15 protein-coding genes are annotated in these 16,007 nt (G+C 70.1%); 1 reads left to right on the top strand and 14 read right to left on the bottom strand.

Features of this window, described 5'->3' with window-relative positions; translation table 11 throughout:
* The 11 genes from bamB to DFR41_RS20220 all read right to left on the bottom strand — a co-directional run bounded on the left by bamB (window position 1) and on the right by DFR41_RS20220 (window position 11,566).
* Window positions 1–1,149, bottom strand: coding sequence for an outer membrane protein assembly factor BamB (gene bamB / locus DFR41_RS20270; protein WP_114804071.1), 1,149 nt, complete (start codon window positions 1,147–1,149; stop codon window positions 1–3).
* Between the two features lie 13 nt (window positions 1,150–1,162).
* The gene (locus tag DFR41_RS20265; RefSeq protein WP_017761747.1) at window positions 1,163–1,831 is read right to left on the bottom strand and encodes a YfgM family protein; all 669 of its coding nucleotides are present in this window, start codon (window positions 1,829–1,831) and stop codon (window positions 1,163–1,165) included.
* Window positions 1,832–1,839: 8 nt separating this feature from the next.
* Window positions 1,840–3,138, bottom strand: a complete 1,299-nt coding sequence (gene hisS / locus DFR41_RS20260) for a histidine--tRNA ligase (protein WP_017761748.1) — start codon at window positions 3,136–3,138, stop codon at window positions 1,840–1,842.
* A gap of 15 nt (window positions 3,139–3,153) precedes the next feature.
* Window positions 3,154–4,449, bottom strand: coding sequence for a flavodoxin-dependent (E)-4-hydroxy-3-methylbut-2-enyl-diphosphate synthase (gene ispG / locus DFR41_RS20255; RefSeq protein ID WP_114804070.1), 1,296 nt, complete (start codon window positions 4,447–4,449; stop codon window positions 3,154–3,156).
* A gap of 61 nt (window positions 4,450–4,510) precedes the next feature.
* On the bottom strand, window positions 4,511–5,461 hold the full coding sequence (locus DFR41_RS20250) for a helix-turn-helix domain-containing protein (RefSeq protein WP_170159431.1): 951 nt from the start codon (window positions 5,459–5,461) through the stop codon (window positions 4,511–4,513).
* On the bottom strand, window positions 5,436–6,287 hold the full coding sequence (gene pilW, locus DFR41_RS20245) for a type IV pilus biogenesis/stability protein PilW (protein ID WP_114804069.1): 852 nt from the start codon (window positions 6,285–6,287) through the stop codon (window positions 5,436–5,438). The genes DFR41_RS20250 and pilW overlap by 26 nt, the downstream gene beginning before the upstream one ends.
* Window positions 6,284–7,441 carry a dual-specificity RNA methyltransferase RlmN gene (gene rlmN / locus DFR41_RS20240; RefSeq protein ID WP_114804068.1) on the bottom strand — a complete coding sequence of 386 codons (1,158 nt, stop codon included), beginning with the start codon at window positions 7,439–7,441 and terminating at the stop codon, window positions 6,284–6,286. Before rlmN ends, pilW begins: the two co-directional genes overlap by 4 nt.
* Before the next feature lie 25 nt (window positions 7,442–7,466).
* Window positions 7,467–7,892, bottom strand: a complete 426-nt coding sequence (ndk, locus tag DFR41_RS20235; protein ID WP_017759345.1) for a nucleoside-diphosphate kinase — start codon at window positions 7,890–7,892, stop codon at window positions 7,467–7,469.
* A gap of 241 nt (window positions 7,893–8,133) precedes the next feature.
* A complete protein-coding gene (locus DFR41_RS20230; RefSeq protein ID WP_114804067.1) occupies window positions 8,134–9,672 on the bottom strand; it encodes a pseudouridine synthase in 1,539 nt (512 codons plus the stop codon).
* Window positions 9,665–10,411 carry an SMC-Scp complex subunit ScpB gene (gene scpB, locus DFR41_RS20225; protein ID WP_114804066.1) on the bottom strand — a complete coding sequence of 249 codons (747 nt, stop codon included), beginning with the start codon at window positions 10,409–10,411 and terminating at the stop codon, window positions 9,665–9,667. Before scpB ends, DFR41_RS20230 begins: the two co-directional genes overlap by 8 nt.
* Window positions 10,412–10,576: 165 nt before the next feature.
* A complete protein-coding gene (locus tag DFR41_RS20220) occupies window positions 10,577–11,566 on the bottom strand; it encodes an RluA family pseudouridine synthase (RefSeq protein ID WP_244917816.1) in 990 nt (329 codons plus the stop codon).
* A 48-nt stretch (window positions 11,567–11,614) separates the two neighbouring features.
* Here DFR41_RS20220 and DFR41_RS20215 point away from each other — a divergent pair, with 48 nt between their 5' ends.
* Window positions 11,615–12,427 carry an outer membrane protein assembly factor BamD gene (locus DFR41_RS20215; RefSeq protein WP_017760851.1) on the top strand — a complete coding sequence of 271 codons (813 nt, stop codon included), beginning with the start codon at window positions 11,615–11,617 and terminating at the stop codon, window positions 12,425–12,427.
* Window positions 12,428–12,573: 146 nt separating this feature from the next.
* On the opposite strand, the gene DFR41_RS20210 is transcribed toward DFR41_RS20215, so the two are convergent.
* The 3 genes from DFR41_RS20210 to DFR41_RS20200 form a co-directional block, all read right to left on the bottom strand.
* Window positions 12,574–13,473 carry a DUF3014 domain-containing protein gene (locus tag DFR41_RS20210; protein ID WP_114804064.1) on the bottom strand — a complete coding sequence of 300 codons (900 nt, stop codon included), beginning with the start codon at window positions 13,471–13,473 and terminating at the stop codon, window positions 12,574–12,576.
* A gap of 148 nt (window positions 13,474–13,621) precedes the next feature.
* A complete protein-coding gene (locus DFR41_RS20205; protein ID WP_114804063.1) occupies window positions 13,622–14,674 on the bottom strand; it encodes an NAD(P)H-dependent flavin oxidoreductase in 1,053 nt (350 codons plus the stop codon).
* A gap of 48 nt (window positions 14,675–14,722) precedes the next feature.
* A complete protein-coding gene (locus DFR41_RS20200) occupies window positions 14,723–15,958 on the bottom strand; it encodes a DUF1501 domain-containing protein (RefSeq protein ID WP_114804062.1) in 1,236 nt (411 codons plus the stop codon).
* Between the last annotated feature and the right edge of the window lie 49 nt (window positions 15,959–16,007).

Genomic DNA, 16,007 nt, shown 5'->3' with positions numbered 1-16,007 from the left:
TCAGTCGGGCCGGTAGCCGAACACGCCGCCGTTGCGGGTGACGATCACGACCGTGTCGGCAGCAACCGTCGGTGCGGCAGCCACGGCAGAACCGTCGGGCACCAGACGGTTGAGCACGGCGCCATCCTGGCGCGAGAGAAAGTGCACGGTGCCCGTGTCCTCGCCGATCACCAGGGTGCGACCCACGGCCAGCGGTGCCGTCAGGTTGCGCAGGCGCAGGCGCTCCATGCTCCAGGCGCGCTGGCCGTCGGCACGACGCCAGGCCTGGACGGTGCCGTTGCTTTCCACGCCGTACACCAGGGTGTCGTCACCAGAGACGCCTTCGGAGCCGACGGCCGGCTGGGTCCACATCAGCGCGCCACGCTGGGCATCCACGCAGCCGACGGCTGCGTAGTAGGCCCGCGCACAGATGCTGTCGCCGACACGGCTGACGGTGCCGGTCAGGTCGACCAGCCGTTCCACATCGTTGGTCCCGCGCGGGGACGCGACGGGCACCTCCCAGCGCGAGTTGCCATTGGCCGGGTTCATGCCCACCAGCCGTGCCCCGATGCCGGTGACGAGCGTGTCTCCGAAAGGCAGCAGCACGCCCGGCTTGCGCAGCACCAGGGAATCAGCGCCAGCCCGGCTCTGCTGCCAGAGCCGACGGCCGCTCTGGCCATCGAAGGCTGCCGTGGTGCGATCGGCCGTCTGCACGAAGATCCGGCGGCCAGCCACCAGCGGCGGCGTGAAGGTCTCGGCGGGAAGGCGCTCCTTCCAGATGACCTTGCCCGCCTCGATCGCGACGAGTTCGTTGTTGCGGGTCACGACCGCAGCGAGCTGGCCGTCGCTGCCCACGCCTGCCGACAGTGGTGCGCCCACCTGGGTGCGCCACAGCTCGCGGCCCTGACGGGCGTCGATGGCCACCACGGTGCCGTCCGACGCTGCCACGGTCACGCGGTCGCCGCTGACCGCCGCACGCAGCGGAAAGCTCACCGCCGGCATCTTGACGCTCCAGGCCTGGCTCACGCCGAGCGTAGCCGGATTCGCCGGCAGTTCCTCCGGCTTCAGCTTGGGCGCGCCAGAGCAGGCGGCCAGCGCTGCCACGAAGAGGCCGGCACAGGTGGCCCGCAGGGCGGAGACAGTGGACGTGGAAAGCTTCGACAGGGTCATGAATCGGATCCGTTCAGGAAGTGGCCTTGGCGGAGAGCGAAGCCGGGTCGACGCCTACGGCGTTGAGCTTGACCTCCACCAGCCTGCGATAAGCCGCGTCCTGGGCCAGGGCGGCCCATGCCTTCTTGTATTCGGCCTGCGCCTCGCTGCGCTTGCCCTGCGCCAGCAGCACATCGCCACGGCGGTCGGCCACCAGGCCCCCGAATTCCTCGGGGAAGCTGCCGTCGAGCTGCTTGAGGGCCTCGTCGTAGGCCTTGGTCTCCATCAACGCCGCAGCCAGGCGCAGGCGCGCGACAGCGCGATAGCCGGGATCGCTGCCCTTGTCCGCCACCCAGATCAGCGCCGCGCGGCTGCCATCGGCCTGGCCCTTGTCGGCCAGCGTCTTGCTGGCCAGCAGGCCCGCCTGCTGGGCATAGACGGTGCCGCCGAAACGGCTGGTCATGTCGTCGAAAGCCCGCTGGACCTTGGCCGGGTCGCCGGCCTGCACCGCACGATCAAGCTCGTCATAGAGCGCGGCGGCCTGCGTGGACTGGCGCTGCTGCCAGTACTGCCAGCCGTTCCAGCCCAGCACTGCCACCGCGGCCAGGATCACGACACCGGTGATCAGATTGCCGTAGAGGTTCCAGAAATGCTTGAGGCGGTCGAGCTGTTCCTGCTCTTCGAGATCGAGATGGGTCGCCATACGGAGGGTCAGTCTTGGGAAGCGCCGGATTGTAGGCTGGGGGCCCAGGCGGCCACGTCGTCGAGCGGACGCGCGATCTGGGCGCCCGTGCCATCGCGCAAGGATTTCACGGTGACCTCGCCACGGGCCAGTTCATCGGCGCCGAAGATGAGCGCAAACCGCGCGCCGCTGGCATCGGCCCGCTTGAACTGGGACTTGAAGCTGCCCTGACCATCGGGCCCGGCCGCATGCATCTGCACCTGCACGCCCTGCGCCCGCAACTGGGTCAAGGTGCGCAACACGACCGGCATGGCCGCGGCGTCGGGCACCACGGCGAACACGTCCGCGGCCGGTGCTGGAAAAGCGGCGCCCTGCTCTTCCAGCAGCGCCAGCACGCGCTCCACGCCCATCGCCCAGCCCACAGCCGGCGCGGGCTTCCCGCCGATCTGCGCGATCAGGTCGTCGTAGCGGCCACCGGCACACACCGTGCCCTGCGCACCCAGGCGGTCGGTCACGAATTCGAAGACCGACAGGTTGTAGTAGTCCAGGCCGCGCACCAGCCGCGGGTTGATGGTGTAGGCGATGCCGTTGGCATCGAGGATGGCGCGCAGGCCATCGAAGTGCGCCAGCGAGGCCTCGCCCAGGAAGTCGAGCAGCTTCGGAGCGGCCTCGACCACCTCCTTCATCGCCGGGTTCTTGGTGTCCAGGATGCGCAGCGGGTTGCTGTGCAGGCGGCGCTTGCCGTCCTCGTCCAGCTTGTCGGCATGCTGCTCGAAGTGGGCGATGAGCTCGGCACGGTGCGCGGCGCGCTCGGCCGGCTGGCCCAGGCTGTTGATCTCCAGCCGCACGTCGGTCAGGCCCAGCGCCTTCCACAGCGAAGCGGCCAGCAGGATCAGTTCGGCATCGACGTCCGGGCCGGCAAAGCCCAGGGCCTCGGCGCCGATCTGGTGGAACTGCCGGTAGCGACCGCGCTGCGGCCGCTCGTGGCGGAACATGGGGCCCGTGTACCAGAGCCGCTTGGGCCCGTCGTAGAGAAAGGAATGCTCGGTCACCGCCCGCACCACGCTGGCGGTGTTCTCCGGGCGCAGGGTCAGGTGCTCGCCGTTGAGGCGGTCCTCGAAGGAGTACATCTCCTTCTCGACGATGTCGGTCACCTCGCCGATGCCGCGCACGAACAGGGCCGTGTGCTCCAGGATCGGGGTGCGGATGTTGCGGTAGGCATGGCGCGCCATCTGTTCGCGCACGATGCCTTCGAGCCATTCCCAGCGCGCCGATTCCGGCGGCAGGATGTCGTTCATGCCTTTGACGGCACTGATCTTTTCAGCCATGGGTGACGGGTTCGATCAGGCGCTAGCGGTGGCGGTGGCCTGGCCGAAGCGCTTCTCGATGTAGTTTTCGACGATCTGGTGGAATTCGGCGGCGATGTTGTCGCCGCGCAGGGTCAGCACCTTCTCGCCGTCGATGAAGACGGGCGCAGCCGGCGCCTCCCCGGTGCCGGGCAGGCTGATGCCGATGTCGGCGTGCTTGCTTTCGCCCGGGCCGTTGACGATGCAGCCCATGACGGCCACCTTCAGCGCCTCGACGCCTGGATAGCGGTTGCGCCAGACGGGCATCTGCATGCGCAGGTAGTCGTCGATCTGCTTGGCCAGTTCCTGGAAGGTGGTGCTGGTGGTACGGCCACAGCCGGGGCAGGCAGTGACGCTGGGCACGAACACGCGCAGGCCCAACGCTTGCAGGATCTCGGCGGCAATCACCACCTCCTGCGTGCGCGCCTCGCCCGGCTGAGGCGTCAGGCTCACGCGGATGGTGTCGCCGATGCCTTCCTGCAGCAGGATCGACAGCGCCGTGGCCGAGGCCACCGTGCCCTTGGTGGCCATGCCGGCCTCGGTCAGGCCCAGGTGCAGGGCGTAATCGCAGCGGCGGGCCAGTTCGCGGTAGACGGAGATCAGGTCCTGTACGCCACTCACCTTGCAGCTGAGGATGATCTGGTCGCCGCTCATGCCCATCGATTCGGCCAGCCGCGCCGAGTCGATGGCCGAGCTGACCAGCGCCTCGTACATAACGGCCTTGGCGTCCCAGGGCTGGGCGCGGCGGCTGTTGGCGTCCATCAGGCCGGCCAGCAGTTCCTGGTCCAGGCTGCCCCAGTTGACGCCGATGCGCACCACCTTGTTCCAGCGCATGGCGGCTTCGATCATCTGGCCGAACTGGCGGTCCTTCTTGTCGCCCTTGCCGACGTTGCCGGGGTTGATGCGGTACTTGGACAGCGCCTCGGCACAGGCTGGAAATTCGGTCAGCAGCCGGTGGCCGTTGTAGTGGAAGTCGCCCACCAGCGGCACGTCCACGCCCATGCGGTCGAGCTGCTCGCGGATGTAGGGCACCTGGGCCGCCGCCTCGGGCGTGTTGACGGTGATGCGGACCATCTCGGAGCCGGCCTGCGCCAGCTCCTTGACCTGGATGGCGGTGCCGATGGCGTCCACCGTGTCGGTGTTGGTCATGGACTGCACGCGTACGGGTGCGTCCCCGCCCACCGTGACCACGCGCGGGCCCCACACCACCCGCGCTTGGCGCGAACGGCGTCCAGCCGGCGCCGCCGCCGAGATGGGCAGGGCAGCGGGGTCGAGGATGCGGTCGAAGCTCATCGTGCGGACTCCTGCGCGAAGGCAGCCCGGAAGCTGGCGCGCGAACGGCGCAGGCCCCGGTTCACGGCGCCTCCGCCTTGACTTCGAAGCGGGCGACGCCACCGCCCCGGGCGATGGGCGTCAGATCGAAAGGCTTGCCGTGCACCAGCACGTCCACCGCGGACGCGCGGCCGATGATCACTGCCAGCGGCAGCTTGCCGGACAGCGCCAGCGTCTCGCCATTGGCCAGCGTACGCTGCTGCAGCAGGCGACCGCCGGCCTCGGACACCGAAACCCAGGCTTCGCCCTTGGCGGTGATCTGGATCGCCTCCGACGACGCGGGCGCGGCCGCTGGAGCAGGAGTGGCGGCCGGCGCTTCGGCGACCGCCGGCTGCGACGCTGCGGTCGCCGGCAAAGGCGCCGCCGGCGCGGCTTGCCCAGTGGCCGCAACCTCGGACGTCCCGCCGGCCGGTGCGTCGGTCGTGGTGGTGGATTCGCCCTGCGCGGATGGCGAGCGCCCGCCCTGCGGGGCCAGGGCTGCCGTCACCTTGTCGATGGCGCTCTGCGGCACCCAGAACAGCAAGGCCGCCGCACCCAGGAGGAGCGCCACCACGGCGATCAGCGGACGCGACAGGCCCTGCGTCGTCCGCCCGAGCCCCGCATTGCGATGCGAGGTGGACTTGATGGCGCCGCCGACGGCACGGTCGGATTCGGCCAGCGAGGCGCGGGGCGCACCCGGCAGCCGCGCCAGCACCGGTGCAGGATCGACGCGCAAGGCGCGGCAGACGCTGGCCGCCAGCGCGCGCGCGAACACGGGATCGGGCAGGAGCGCCAGGTCGTCGGCCTCCAGCGCGGCGAGCTTCTGGACGGGCACCTTCAGCGCCGCGGCGACAACCTCGAGATGGAGGCCGTGCATCTCGCGCGCCTCCCGCAGCAATTGCCCTGCAGTCGGCTGGGCAGGATTGGATGCCGGGGCGCCGCCCTGGACGGCCGCGTCGCTCGCCTGATCAGTCATTGAAATTTCCACGCTCATAGGCCAGCGTCTCGCGCGCCTCCGGGAACCGGCGGCGCAGTTGCATTCCCAGTTGGGAGACCGCCTCCGCATTGCCGAGCCGGCGCTCGATGCGCATGCCGAGCCAGAGCGACTCTGCGTTCGCGGACGGGCCGTTGTTCACGCGCCGGATGTAGAACTGGGCGCGCACATCGTCGCGGCGCTGGTAAAGCAACAGCGCCAGGTTGTAGCCGACGACCGGGTTGGCACTGTCGAGCTCGTAGGCCTGCATCAGCGAGCGCTGCGCCCCTGCGCTGTCGCCGGCCTGCATCTGGCACACGCCCTGGGTCATCCAGGTGCGCGCTGCATCGCGGTAGCCCGGCACGGCCAGGGCGGCGCCAAAACGCTGGACGGCATCGGCATAGCGCTTCTGCTGGCACATCAGCCAGCCGTAGTTGTGCAGCGCGTCGCCGTCACGCGGGTTGAGCGCCACCGCCCGACGGAAGCTGTCCTCGGCCTGCGCCGGATCGTCCAGGCGCATGTAGACCAGACCGCGCAGGTTGTACGCCGCCCCCAGAGACGGATCGGCCGCAAGAGCATTGCCGATCTCTTCGAGCGCGACCTGGTTCTGGCCCTGCTCGAAGTAGCCCAGGGCCAGTTGCAGACGCAATTGCGCCCTGCGCTTGGCCTGCACGGCCGGATCGACCGGCTCCACCTGCAGCGGCGCGTTGCCCGCGGGCGGCGGCGGCGTCACCACCGCCGGCGCCGTACTCTTGCACGCCGAAACCAGTGCCGCCATGCAGAGCACCGGCACGAGCGCCGGAAGACGCCCCTGGGCGGAATGGAAGCGCGGCCAGCGTAGGATCATCGTGCGGCTTCTCCAACGGGCTGCCGGTCCGGCGGAGACGACTCGGCCTTGCGCATCATCACAACGCGCCGCTCGGCCATGCGCTCGGCGGCCCGGGTGCGATCCTTGACGTCACCGGCCAACTGGCCGCAGGCGGCGTCGATGTCGTCGCCCCGCGTCTTGCGCACCGTGGTGACGATGCCCGCGTCGGCCAGAAGGCGCGCAAAGGCCTGCACGCGAGGCGCGGGCGAGCGCAGCAGGCCGGAAGCCGGGAAGGGATTGAAGGGGATCAGGTTGAACTTGCAGGAGACGCCACTCGTGCGCACCTGCTCGATCAACTGACGGGCATGCTCGGGCTGGTCGTTGACGCCATCCAGCATGCAGTATTCAAAGGTGATGAAGTCGCGCGGGGCGGGCTCCAGGTAGCGCTTGCAGGCGCTCATGAGCTCGGCCAGCGGGTACTTGCGGTTCAGCGGCACCAGGTCGTCGCGCAAGGCATCGTTGGGCGCATGCAGCGACACCGCCAGGGCCACGGGGCAGTCGGCACCCAGGCGATCCATCATGGGCACCACACCCGACGTGGACACCGTCACACGCCGCCGGGAAAGGCCGTAGGCGTTGTCGTCCAGCATGGTCCGCAGCGCCGGCACCAGCGCGCCGTAGTTCTGCAGCGGCTCGCCCATGCCCATCATCACCACGTTGGAGATGACGCGCTCATCGCGCCCCAGATGGCGGCGCAGGAAATGTTCGGCAAACCAGAGCTGGGCGACGATCTCGCCGGTGCTCAGGTTGCGGCTGAAACCCTGATGACCCGTGGAACAGAAGCGGCAGCCCACGGCGCAACCCGCTTGCGAGGACACGCACAGCGTGCCGCGGTCGTCTTCAGGAATGAACACCGCCTCGACGGCATCGCCGTTGCCGACGTCGAACAGCCATTTGATGGTGCCGTCCGACGACTCGTTCTGCGCCAGCACCGGCAGGCCGGTGACCGTGGCGCACCCGGCCAGTTTGCCGCGCAGCGACTTCGCCAGATCGCTCATCTGCTCGAAGTCGCTGGCGCCACGCTGGTGGATCCAGCGGAACAGTTGCGTGGCGCGAAAACGCTTTTCGCCCAGGCTCTCGCAGAACGCGGCCAGCCCTTCCAGATCGAGATCGAGCAGGTTGGTGGCGGTCATGGCGCGGGCCCGGGCTGTCTCAGCCTCAGCGACTGTAGACGTTCATCGAGGGGAAGAAGAAGGCGACTTCGTTGGCCGCCGTCTCGGGGGCGTCGGAGCCGTGCACGGCATTGGCGTCGATGCTTTCGGCGAAGTCGGCGCGGATGGTGCCGGCAGCGGCCTTCTTGGGGTCGGTGGCGCCCATCAGGTCGCGGTTCTTGGCGATGGCGTCCTCGCCTTCCAGGACTTGCACGAACACCGGGCCGGAGATCATGAAGTCGACCAGGTCCTTGAAGAAGGGACGCTCCTTGTGCACGCCGTAGAACTGCTCGGCTTCGGCGCGCGACAGGTGCACCAGCTTGGCGGCGGCGATCTTCAGGCCGGCGGCCTCGAATCGGGAGACGATCTTGCCGATCACGTTCTTGGCGACGGCGTCGGGCTTGATGATGGACAGGGTGCGTTCGATGGCCATGGGCTTTTTTCTCTGAGGTTGAATGGAGGAAACACGTTTGCCAGAGGTTCCCGCGCAGTGCGGAACGGGAGACCACACTCCCGGCCACGATGGGCGTCTCTCGGCAAAGCTCTCGATTTTATCCGCGCGTCAGGGTTGCCACGCAGTGTTCGAAGGTATTACTTCAACAAAGCCGGGCGACAGCCATGTGAAAAGAGGGCGGCGCGGCACCTGGAAGGCGCCTGCGCCGGCCCGCGATGCGTCAGCGGCCCCGCTTGCGGCCAAAGCCGCCGCCGCCACCACCGCTCGGCCCGCCATTGCCGCGCCGCGCATCCTTGCGCTGGCGGGTGAAGCTGTCGGCGCCGATGTAGCCGAGCGAGGTCTTCATCGGATCGGGCTGGCTGCCACCGGCATTCTTGCCACCGCCGTCCTTGCGGCCGCCGCCCTGCCCGCCCTTGTTGCCCTTGCCGGGTCCGTTGCCTTCCTTGCCGAAGGACGACGGAGCCGGGCCGCGCGGGCCACCGTTGCGGCTGACGCCATTGCGCTTGCCGCCGCCATTGCGTCCCGGTCCTCCGCCCCGCCGGTCGTCGGCCTGCGGCCGCGCCATCTCGGCGCCGGCGGCACGCGTGAGCGCACGGATGTCCTGCTCGTCCAGCTCCATCCAGGCGCCGCGCTTGAGGCCGCGCGGCAGCACCATCGCGCCGTAGCGGATGCGGATCAGCCGGCTCACGGCATGGCCGACGGCCTCGAACAGCCGGCGCACTTCGCGGTTGCGGCCCTCGGAGATCGTGACGCGGTACCAGCAGTTGGAGCCCTCGCCGCCGCCGTCCTCGATGGTGCCGAACTGGGCGACACCATCGTCCAGGCGAACACCGTCGAGCAGCTTCTGCTTCTCATCGTTCGACAGCGCGCCCAGCACGCGGACCGCATATTCGCGCTCCAGGCCGAAGCGCGGATGCATCAGGCGGTTGGCCAGCTCGCCCGAACTGGTGAACAGCAGCAGGCCTTCGGTGTTCAGGTCCAGCCGTCCCACGGACTGCCACTTGCCCTGGTGCAGCCGCGGCAGCTTGCGGAACACCGTCGGCCGGTTCTGCGGATCGTCGTGCGTGACGACCTCGCCCACCGGCTTGTGGTAGGCGATGACACGGGCGGGCGGCGGCGCGATCCGGTAGCGGATAGGCTTGCCGTTGACCTTGACCTGGTCGCCGTACTGGATGCGCTGGCCGATGTGGGCCGGCTCGTTGTTGACCGAGATGCGACCCTCCAGTATCAGCCGCTCCATCTCCAGCCTCGAGCCGAGGCCGGCCTGGGCCAGCACCTTGTGAAGCTTGGGAGCGTTCGCCTGGGGCAGCAGCACCCGCTTGGCGACGGCGCCGGCCGCCTCTTCTTCTTCCTGCGCGTCGAAGTCGCCGGAGATCACATCCGCGAACTGGATCGGCTGCGCCGCCGGCGCACGCTCGCGGGCACCCTCGGAGGACTCGTCCTGCTCGTCGTCATTGGCGGGGTCGTCCCCCGCGCCCTCGCCTTCGCCCTCGGCCGCATCTGCGGACCCGGCCGCGGTGGCCGGCACCGGCTCTGCCGCGTCCGCCGTGCCTGGCTCCCGCTCGGCGGTCATCGGGGCCGTGGTCTGGGTCTCGGCGGGTTCGGCGGCGAGCTCGCGCTTCCCACGCGGACGGCGCGCGCGAGCGGGCGTGCTGGCGCCCTCCTCGCCGCCGGCCAGCTGCGGCACCGCCACCGACTCGGCATCGGCAGCAACGGGAGCGCCGGCGGGCAGGCCCTGTTCGGGATCGGATTCAGTCATGAGGGGTTTCCGGGAAAGTGTTCGTGTCGGGGGATGCCGCAGCGGGCGGCGGGGGAGCGGGCGCTGTCGGCTCGGCGTCGGGCATGATGGCCGACCCTGCGGCAGCGGCCTCGGCGGAAGGCGCCTGCGTCTCGGGCACCTGCACCGTCTCCATCGGCAAGGCGGGCTGCCCGGCTTCCGGCGGCAAGCCGCGGCCCGCCAGGGCCTGGGCCATGTCGCCGGGCTGGTGCGGCGCCTCGATGGCCGGCAGCTGGTCGAGCGAGGCAAGGCCTAGGTCGTCCAGGAACTGCCGCGTGGTGGCGTAGAGGGCCGGACGGCCCACGGTCTCGCGGTGACCGATCACCTCGACCCAGCCGCGGTCCTCGAGCTGCTTGAGGATCAGCGAGTTGATCGTGACGCCGCGGATGTCTTCCATGTCGCCGCGGGTGACCGGCTGGCGATAGGCAATGATGGCCAGCGTTTCGAGCGCAGCGCGGGTGTAGCGCGGCGGCTTCTCGGGATGGAGGCGGTCGAGGAAGTCGCGCATCTCGGGCCGGCTCTGGAAGCGCCAGCCGCTGGCAACGCCCACCAGCTCCATGCCCCGCTGCGCCCACTCGTCCTGCATCTGGGCGAGCAGCGACTTGAGCGTGTCGGTGCCCACCTCTTCATCGAAGAGCACACGCATGTCGCGCAGCGTCAGCGGCTGCGACGAACACATCAGGGCGGTTTCGAGAATGCGCTTGGCATCCGCCGTATTCATGGTGGCGAGGTTCCAGGCAAGGAGCGCGCGGAGCGCGCCGGGACAGAAGAGCCGAGAGAGAAGAAGGCGCCGACGTCTGCGGCTGTGCGCCAGGACGGGCCGCCGTCCTGAAGGCGCGAACGGCCAGTCGAGAAGATGGCCGCCGGAGGTCGCGCCGCGAGGCGCTCAGCCGCGATTGTAGTCGAGCCCCCAGGCCCGGGCGGCGTCGGCAATGTCGGACGGCAGGGCCGAGCGCAGGTCCAGCGCCTGGCCGGTCATCGGGTGCGCGAAGGCCAGCCGGAAGGCATGCAGCGCCTGACGGTGCAGGCCGGCCGCCGGTGCGCCGCCGTAGGTCTCGTCGCCCACCAGCGGATGGCCGATGGAGGCCATGTGCACGCGGATCTGGTGCGTGCGGCCGGTGTCCAGCGTGCAGCGCACCAGGCAACCGCGGTCGTGGCCGTCGAGCAGCTCGAAGCGGGTGCGGGCCGGTTTGCCGGGATGCTGCGCCAGGTCGACCACGGCCATGCGCAGGCGGTTGCGGGGGTCGCGGCCGATGGCGCCTTCCACCGAACGGCTGGCGGGACCGGACCACGCGCGGTGGCCCATGGCCAGGTACTGCCGGGAAACCTCCCGCGCCGCGATCATGCGTACGAGCGCGTCCATGGTCTGGCGTGTGCGGGCCACCACCATCAGGCCGCTGGTGTCGCGGTCCAGCCGGTGCACGATGCCGGCCCGCGGCAGGGTGGCCGCCCTGGCGTCGCGCGCCAGCAGGCCATTGAGCAGGGTGCCGCTCCAGTGCCCGGGCGCCGGGTGGACCACCAGGCCCGCGGGCTTGTCGATGACGACCAGGTGCTCGTCCTCGTGCACCACCTGCAGCGGCATGGCCTCGGGCCGGAAGGCCTGGCTTTGCGGCGTGGGGCGCAACTCGATCTCGCCCGTCTGGCCGGCCTGGACCGCCGTCGCCGACTTGCGGATCGCCCGGCCCTGGAGCTGGACCGCGCCCTCCTCCACCAGCTGCTGCAGGTAGCTGCGGGAGAACTCCGGGATCAGTTGCGCCAGGGCCCGGTCCAGGCGCCGGCCATGCAGGGCCTTGGGAATGAAAAAGGCCCGTCGCTCGCTCTCGTCGAGGTGATCCGAGGGTTCGTCGGCCTCGGCATCGGGCCCGGGCTGGGCCAAGGGGGGGGTCGATATAATCCCGGGGGTTTGACTCACGAAAGCTTGCCTGTGACGTTTCGCACCCGATTATCGGCGGTCCCCTCGTGGCTCGCCCTCTGCGCCGCCGGGTTCCTGCTGGCGGGCTGCTCCTCCACCAAGACCGATCCGACGGCCAACTGGAGCCCGAACAAGATCTACTCCGAGGCGAAGGACGAAGCCGATGGCGGCGCCTACGACAAGGCAGTGCCGCTGTTCGAGAAGCTGGAAGGCCGGGCCGCAGGCACGCCGCTGGCCCAGCAGGCCCAGATCGACAAGGCCTATGCCCAGTACCGCGCCGGCGACAAGGCCCAGGCCCTCGCCACGCTGGACCGGTTCATGAAGCTGCATCCGGCCAGCCCCGCCATCGACTACGCCCTCTACCTCAAGGGCACGATCAATTTCAACGACGACCTGGGCATGTTCGCCTGGCTGACGCGGCAGGATCTGTCCGAGCGCGACCAGAAGGCCGCCAAGGAATCCTTCGAGTCCTTCCGCGAACTCGTGACGCGCTTCCCCGATTCGCGCTATGCCAACGATGCGCGCCAGCGCATGAACTACATCGTGAACTCGCTCGCACAGTACGAGGTTCACGTGGCCCGCTATTACTACAAGCGCGGCGCCTACCTGGCCGCGATCAACCGCGCCCAGATCGCCCTGGCCGACTACCGCGAGGTGCCGGCGCTCGAAGAAGCGCTCTACATCATGGTGCTGTCGTACGACGCCCTGGGCATGAACGACCTGCGCGACGACACCAAGCGCGTGCTCACCACCAACTACCCGCAGAGCCGCTATCTGGCCCAGGGCTTCAAGACCAAGGACGATCCGTGGTGGAAGCTGTGGTGAGCGGCACCTGAGCCTGCATCGCCCTCCATCGAAGGCCGCCCTTGGCGGCCTTCTTCTTTGGGGCGCCAGGTCAGCGCTGCGGGACAGGTCAGGATGCCCATGCCCTCATGGCTCGGAAGGCAGCGCAGGGCCGCGGCGCTGCATCCTCAGGGCTTCTTCGCGCCGGCCGAAGCCGGCACCGCCGTCGCCACCTGCGTCCGCAGTTCGCGCAGCTTGGCCTTCAGCCGCCGCTCGTTGACCAGCCCCACCCGCACCATGAGCTTCTGGCCCGCCGACAGCGACTGCAGGCGCTCGTCGGCGTATTCGTAGCGCACCCAGGGCCGGTCGCCGGGCGTGTCGCCCTTGACCTCCACCACGCGGATCTGCAAGGGCCCGGCCGGCTCGGGCGCGGCCAGCAGATGGTCGATCACCGCAACCAGCCGGTCGTTGAAGTAGCGGCCGGGAAAGCCCAGCTCCTCATACGCCTGCTGGAAGAGCGGATAGAGCCGGGCATACACGCCCGCCACTTTTGCGGCATCCAGGTTTTCGGCCAGGAGCACGAAGGGCGTGTAGCGCGCAGCGTTGTCGGGGGCGATGGTGCGCACCTCACCCTGCCCCTGGAGCTGAAAGCGCCCCTCTGTGGGCCGCACGGGCCAGCGCTGCACCGGCGCATGCTCGCGCGGCAGGTTGTCGATGGTGGCGACGCCACGGCGGACGAAATCGTCCAGTTGCAGAAACTGACCCACCGCCTTGCTGCCCAGCAACTCGACCAGTGCCGCCCGCATTCGGGCATCGGATTCGCCCAGTGCCGGCAGGTTCTTCTCAGGTTCGGCGATGGCCGCCACCTCGTTCTGCGGCGTCGCCGGTGAAGGCGGAGTGGCGGCCAGCGGGGGCGGCGCATCGGGCGGCGCGGGGGTGCTGGCGACGGGCGCCGTTGGCGGCGGTGGCATCTGCCGCTGCTGCCACCATTGCCAGCCGAACCAGCCGGCGGCGGCCAGCGCGATCAGGAGGGCGATGATCAGGCCGACCGGACGGTCGGCGCGGGGACGGAAATCGGGCTCGGACATGCGGGTCTCTCCTGGACTTCGGCGACAGCCTCATTGTGGGCGGCGCCCTGCCCCTATCTCACACCGCGCGGTAAGCCGTTGTGACAGGGCAGGTCGCTGATGGCGCGCTGGCGGTGCGAATCGCTCCGGAGCACGAGGTTCCCCGCGATCAGCGGACGCCCAGGCCTTCGGCGAGGGTGCGCGTGAGCTCGCCGGCCGGCACCGGACGGCAGCCCGCGGCGTTCTGCCCGGACCACAGGGGCGTGAAGTCGCCACGGCCTGCCGCCTCGGCCTTTGCGCGCAGGGGTGCGATGGCCGCCGTGGCAAGCGGGAAGGCAGGCGCATCCGGACTCATCGGCCCAAGTTCGCGCATGACACGATTGACGATGCCGCGGGCCGGCCGGCCGGTGAACAGCCGCGTGAGCGCCGTGTGCCGCGCAGCCTCGGACTGCAGGGCCGCACGGTGCAGGGCGCTGGTCGTGGCTTCGGGGCTCAGCAGGTAGGCCGTGCCCACCTGCACACCCGCGGCACCCAGCGCCATGGCCGCCGCCACGCCGGCCGCATCGGCGATGCCGCCGGCAGCGATCACCGGCACCTCCAGTGCGGCCACCAGCTGTGGCAGCAGCGCGAACAGGCCGCTCTGCCGGCTCAGGTCGTCCGACATGAAGTGACCGCGATGGCCACCGGCCTCCAGCCCCTGCGCGATGACGGCATCGGCCCCCTGGGCCTGCAGCCACAGCCCTTCCTCCACCGTCGTGGCGCTGGCCAGCACGCGGGCGCCCCAGCCTTTGACGCGAGCCAGCAACTGCGGTGCCGGCAGGCCGAAATGGAAGCTCATCACCGGCGGACGCAGCGGCTCCACCAGGTCGCACAGCGCGGCGCTGAAGGGCTGGCGGCCGGCACCCGCGCCGATGCCGGCCGGGTCGATGCCGAACTCCGCGTAGTAAGGGGCCAGCCGCTCGCGCCAGCGCGCCTCGTGGGCGGCGTCCGGCTCGGGCGGCACGTGGCAGAAGAAGTTGAGGTTGAAGGGCCGGTCGGTGGCAGCGCGGATGGCGGCCACCTCGCGCTCGATGGCCTCAGGCGCCAGCATGGCGCAGGGCAGCGAGCCGAGTCCACCGGCCTGCGACACCGCGATGGCCAGGGCACTGCCCTGCACGCCCGCCATGGGGGCCTGGATGATGGGAAGCGCGGTGCCCAGCAGGGCGGCGAGGTCGAGGCGCATGCGTCGGTGTCCTGGGGATGCGGAACCGCCGATTGTGCGCAAGGTGCCTCAGACCAGCTTCAAGTCGCGCGCCGCCACGCCCGGAAAGACCCGCGCCACCTGCTGGGGCGACAGCCCGTACATGCGCTGGAACAGTCCGCCGAGCACCGAACGGTACTCGTTGAGCACCGGCCAGTCGCGGTTCTGGAACAGCGTCTGCGCCGTCAGCGCCTGCTGCGTGCCGACGATGTGCCCGCCCGCCGAAGCCGCCAGCCCGCCGCCCAGCACCCAATAGACCGTGCCGTGGCCATGGTCCGTGCCCTTGTTGCCGTTCTCGCGGAAGGTCCGGCCGAATTCGCTGATGACCACCACCACCGTCTCGCGCCAGGCGTCCTCGCCAAGCTCCTCGGCAAAGCCGCTCACGCCGCGGCCCAGTTCCTCCAGCCGGTTGGCCAGGTAGCCCGTGCTGCCGCCCTGGTTGACGTGCGTGTCCCAGCCGCCCACATCCACGAAGCCCAGGTCGAAGCGCTCGCGCATCAGACGCGCCATGCGGCGCGCGACCAGCTCGAAACCCTTGGCGCTGATGGCATTGCGGCTGGCCTGGTCCATCTCGGCCTGGATGCTGCGGCGCAACTCGGCCTGCAGCGCGAAGCCCTCGGAGACCGCACTCTGCAGCGGGCTTTTCGCATACATGCCGGCGATGTCCTCGACCTGCCGTGCACCCAGGCCCTGCCCGCCCGGGTTGCCCATGCCGATGTTGCCCACACGCACCGTGCCACGCAGCGAGAGCGGCAACTGGTCGGTGAACGCGATGGGCGTGACCTCCTGCAGAGGACCGCCGCCCAGCACCTGCGCCAGCCGGTTGAGGAAGCCCGAGCCGTAGTCGCGCCGCCCCGTCAGCGCCTGGCCCAGCTCGATGCCGTCCTGCGTCTCGAAATGGCTGCGCGTCAGATCGTCGGTGCCGGCAAAGGGGATGAAGGCGGCCTGCCCGCGCTGGAACAGCGGCAGCACGCTGCCCGCCAGCGTCGGATGCAGGCCCCAGTCGGCGTCGAGCGCCAGAGCGCCGCCCGCCTGCCCCGGGCGGGGCACGGCGATGGACGGCCGACTCTGGTAGTAGAAGTCGCTGCCCGTGGGCACGAGGAAGTTGCAGCAGTCGTAGGCCCCGCGCAGGAACACCACCAGCAGGCGCGTGCCTTCGGCGGCGGGTGCGGCGAGCAGGCGGCCGACGGGTGCCGCCAGGGACAGCGCGGCCCCCGCCTGCAGCAGGCGGCGGCGGGACGGCGATGAGGGGGAGGGAATGGGCATCGAAGGACTCCTTGTTCAGGCGGGCATACGCCGCGACGATCCCGCCCCG

The organism is Pseudacidovorax intermedius (assembly GCF_003350475.1).
Classification (GTDB): Bacteria; Pseudomonadota; Gammaproteobacteria; order Burkholderiales; family Burkholderiaceae_C; genus Xenophilus; species Xenophilus intermedius.
Note: the sequence above shows the minus strand (reverse complement) of the source record. Positions and strands in the feature narration are given on the sequence as shown.